The sequence below is a fragment of the bacterium genome (assembly GCA_022616075.1).
In the GTDB taxonomy this organism is placed as follows: Bacteria; Acidobacteriota; HRBIN11; order JAKEFK01; family JAKEFK01; genus JAKEFK01.
This window is the reverse complement of sequence record JAKEFK010000210.1, coordinates 1-4,181: the sequence shown is the minus strand read 5'-3', so window position 1 is coordinate 4,181 and position 4,181 is coordinate 1. Positions and strand designations below refer to the sequence as shown.

Sequence of the window (4,181 nt, the reverse complement as noted above, 5' to 3'; positions counted from 1 at the left end):
TGTGTCTGTGTTTGTTCCTCTTCCTCATCCTCTACATCCGTTGTTGTCTGAGTTGCCGGTGAAGGAGTCAATCCTTCTGTGGATTCGGATTCAGGAGGCGGAGGTGGAGTTCTAGTCAGGCAAAGCAGATTTCCGTTATTGAGACCGATAAACAAACGCTCGTTTGCAGTAACCGGCGAGGATCGGATCCGGTTTTGCGCATTAAATTCACCCACTCTTTCGCCGGTATGGGGATCGAATCCGTACACAGAAGAGCCGAACGGTGCAAGAAAGATGAGCGCACGATCAAAATGCATGCGGTTGTACACTCGAGTGTTCGTTGAAGAAAGCCACTTGCGGCTCCCGTTCTTAATCCGGACATTATAGAGGAAATTGTCGAATGAGGCGAACAATATCTCTTTGATTTCTTGATCGTCCTGATCCACATAAAACATCGGAACACCGCGGATAGCGCCACCGGTTTTGAATTTCCAAACGAGCGAGCCATTTTGCTGGCTGATCGAGTAAAAGTATGTATCCTCTGCACCAAAGAAGACGAATCCCTTTGTTGCAATGGGTGAACCTTTGATTTCACCGTCCGCGGAAAACTTCCATCGGACAAATCCGGCATCAGTACTGATCGCATACAATGTTTTATCGTCACAACCCAGATACAAAGTCTTGCCCATAACAGATGGCGTGGTGGAACAATTTCCCTGCGCTTTGAATTTCCATACCAACTTTCCATCTGATCGCTTCATGGCGGCGATAGTACCTTGCTGACTCACCCAGTAAACGTTTTGCTCGTCCAGGGCCGGTTGTGTGAGAAAACTTTCACCTTCGATGTTTTGGGTCCAGACATCGCGTCCCTTCGCAGTATCGAGGGTTCCGATTCTTCCTTTCTGAGTACCGTAATAGAGCACGTTGTTGCTGAGAAGGAATCCCTCTTCAACGGTTTCACCAATATTGCGGCGCCAGATCTGCTTATTGTCAGCCTGATTCACTTTGTAAAAAATACCAGGTTTGGAAACGCAATACACAGAAGTTTTGTCAACCTGGGGTTGAGCGACGATCGGACCCGACGTGCGGAATTTCCATTTGAGCTGCATCGGAAAGCCGATGTAATACGTCTGAGTTTGGGTCTGAGTCTGAGTCTGAGTTTGCGTTTGAGTTTGCGAAACAGTTTGCGGTTTGGATTGAGTCTGAGAAGGTTGCAGAATCTGAGCAACCAGGCTCCTTTCCTGTTCGACGTAAAACTTCGAGCTTCGAACGTTTCCCGGGGCCAGCATGCTTACCAGCTTCTTTGCTGTTCCGGCATTCAAGCTCAAATATCCAAGCGCCAGGCTAAGCACAACAAGGACGAGGACAAAACTTTTTTTCATGTGTGTTCCAACAAAGGATTCACATGTTAGAGCGTAAATTCCTGCCAGTCAACCGCAACAAGGTGTCCGGCAGATGTAACCTTTGAAGATTCAGAGGAACCAGAATTCAAAACGGGATTGGTGTGATTCAAATGAGTAAAGAAGATTTTTGCTCCGAAATCAGGCAATGTCTTAAAAAACATAAGTGAATGCTCGATCGTAGGATGGGGGACCTGTCTGATGTCCCTGCCTGGCAATTCCTGACCCGAATAGAAAGTTCCATCGAGCAAAGCGAAGTCCGCAGTTTTGAGCCATTGCGCCAGGGAATCTTTCACCGGCTCCCATGCATCGATATCCGGAATATACAGCAGCGCCTTCTGACGACCTTGAATCAAAAAACCATGGGTATCGGTAAACTCCTTTCGATGCGGAACAGCAACCGGTGTAATTTTGAAACCGAAGTCCAAAGCGGATCCGGATGCAAACGGCTTGAGGCCAATGTTCTTGTTGTCAACAAGCAAACTCCAGGGCGCATTCCTCTTCAGATACAGGGCCATTTCCTCGCTGCAATAAACCGGAACCTCTTTCGTCGAAACGGACTCTTTTCCGAGATAAAGCAAGCCCGTGTAGTGTCCCATGTGCGCATGCGTTAAGAAGATTCCGTCAAAAAGATTCTTCTTTGTGACTTTCGGGTATCGCCTGATGAGCTCCGAGTATTGATCCCGCAGATCGGGAGTTGCATCAATGAGAAAAATGTTCTCGTCTTGAACGATCGCAAGCGAGCTTACAAAATGTTTTTGTGTCCTGCAGATTTCCTGAGAGCATCCGATGTGTGGAATGCCACCATCCTGAGCTATGCCCAACACAACGACTTTCGTTTCCGGGGAAACGGGAGTCTCTGCGAAGTAAGAGAAAAGAAGGAGTGCGACTAGCAGGAATTTAGACAAGGATCCCGCGATCATTCAACTTCTTTCGTGGTAAAGAAAAAATCCGATTTTATTTCTGCATTTTCAAAATATAGATAATCGAACTGGAGCCGGATATCCTCAAACTTCTTAGGCAAGGCCGGAAAAATCAGAAACTTCGAAACGACCATACCTGGCTGAAGCAGCTCTGGTGTATGAAAAATCGACTTTTCCAAAATTTTTCGCTTGCGGGCGTCCATATCTTCAAACACTTCCATCATGGTCAGAGAGTCCAGCGGAAAGAACGCTTCTGTTTTGATTCTTCCAACCACATATCGCGGAGTAAAGGTGAGAGATCCGTTCGTACGGTTTAACAGAGTAACAAGGAAAATTGCGCCGTTTTGCACATCACCGCCTAACCGCGCAAATGGATTCTCGATTTGTGCTCCGCGATCGATGTAATACTTTTCAATGATCTGTGAATTCGCCACTTCTAAAATGATCCCGGCATTTCCTCGTCTGAAGTAGATCTTTCCATCCTTCACTTCATAGCCTTCGTGCGGTTTGGGTCGCAATGGCAATGGTTCCGCATTCAGGGATGTAAATGAAAGAAACAAAATCAGAAGAGGGAGCATCAATCGTTTCGACATACAAATATCAAATCCAGCGAATATTGTGGAAATAAGGTCCCCATGCGGTTAAAGAATTTCATCAGCGGAACATACGCCTCTTTGTTCCATTCCGCCTGCAAATAGTCTCTTCGAGGATTGCCGCTCAGCCAGTTTAACAGCAATTCCAGGTAGATACCACGGCTATCAATCACAGTAAATCCGGAACGGGGCAGCACATCATCCCGCAATTCACGATAGGAGAATTCATGCAGATGATCCGGCGAATAGGGACGTTCTCTGCCTTCCACTTTTGCGAGAAGCCGCTCGCGATTGGGTGTCGTCAGGATCAAGACTCCACCAGGCTTAAGGACCCTTTTCCATTCTCTCAGTACAGGAACGGGATCACTGATATGTTCAATGATTTCGCCCAGGAAAAGCGCATCGAAATACTGGCTGATGAAAGGCGCATGGGAAGCATCCGAAACAAACCAGGAGTTTTGCGGGACCTCTTTCTTTCGTTCTTTGATGAGACCAATGTCCAGATCGCCGGCATAAATCTGGAAGGGCCAATTTGGCTGAATATCGGTGAATAAACATCTTCCACAACCAAGATCGAGAGCCTTTCCGCCCGCGGGAATATATTTGGAAAAAAGCGACTTCAGCACATCGAGTTTGTAGAAATGCATGGTTGGCAGAAAAGGGAGCTGAGTGCCGTAACCACCAGTCGCATGCAATCGGGCATAGAATTGCTTGAGCACCGCTGGATCGTCAATCTTCATGATGACGTGCTCTATTTCTTGAATGCGCGAATTCCCATTCCGGAGCACGAGTTGCAAATCCTGCAGCGGATCAAAGAGATAACCTGGATTCACCCAGGAATCAACGCAGGAGATTTTTTCGCCGTTCAGGATCAGTTTGACGCTATCACGACTCGTCGTACGAAAATCAACAAATACCTGAACCTTGTTTTGTCCCTGTTCCAGTGGAAACGCCCACCAGCCAAGGTGAGTTTCGGGATGATCCTGGCGGAGATAGGAGTAGATGTCGACTGTGAACAGGTAATCCTTTCGCCGGATGTCGAAATCAGCTGTGATTCCACCCTGGAAATCATGCAGACGGAAACTGTGCGTAACTGGACGGATCGATTTCATGGATGAACTATTTCGGTTCTTGGCGTCTTGGTGCCCTGGCGGTTTAACAATTTATCCGATTAGATCGAAAATCTCTTCTCTTTTCTCCGGATTTGTATAATAAGCATTTTCCGATTGAGAAGAACCCTGGGCCTGGTTCAAAAGCTTTTGGCCAACCATACCTTGAACAAATAC

At 47.0% G+C, this 4,181-nt stretch carries 4 protein-coding genes; all 4 read right to left on the bottom strand.

Annotated features, from left to right (window positions below):
- The coding region (locus tag L0156_16925; protein ID MCI0604672.1) for a PQQ-like beta-propeller repeat protein at positions 1–1,361 on the bottom strand (1,361 nt) is incomplete at its 3' end.
- 26 nt (positions 1,362–1,387) lie between these two features.
- Complete coding sequence (locus tag L0156_16920; GenBank protein MCI0604671.1) at positions 1,388–2,302, bottom strand: MBL fold metallo-hydrolase; 915 nt, start codon at positions 2,300–2,302, stop codon at positions 1,388–1,390.
- The gene (locus tag L0156_16915) at positions 2,299–2,895 is read right to left on the bottom strand and encodes a hypothetical protein (protein ID MCI0604670.1); all 597 of its coding nucleotides are present in this window, start codon (positions 2,893–2,895) and stop codon (positions 2,299–2,301) included. The genes L0156_16920 and L0156_16915 overlap by 4 nt, the downstream gene beginning before the upstream one ends.
- On the bottom strand, positions 2,880–4,007 hold the full coding sequence (locus L0156_16910; GenBank protein MCI0604669.1) for a class I SAM-dependent methyltransferase: 1,128 nt from the start codon (positions 4,005–4,007) through the stop codon (positions 2,880–2,882). Before L0156_16910 ends, L0156_16915 begins: the two co-directional genes overlap by 16 nt.
- Positions 4,008–4,181 lie beyond the last annotated feature (174 nt).

Excerpts from the sequence above, each read along its gene's own strand:
- L0156_16920 (MCI0604671.1), bottom strand. The coding sequence starts at position 2,302 with ATGATCGCGGGATCCTTGTCTAAATTCCTGCTAGTCGCACTCCTTCTT.
- L0156_16915 (MCI0604670.1), bottom strand. The coding sequence starts at position 2,895 with ATGTCGAAACGATTGATGCTCCCTCTTCTGATTTTGTTTCTTTCATTT.
- L0156_16910 (MCI0604669.1), bottom strand. The coding sequence starts at position 4,007 with ATGAAATCGATCCGTCCAGTTACGCACAGTTTCCGTCTGCATGATTTC.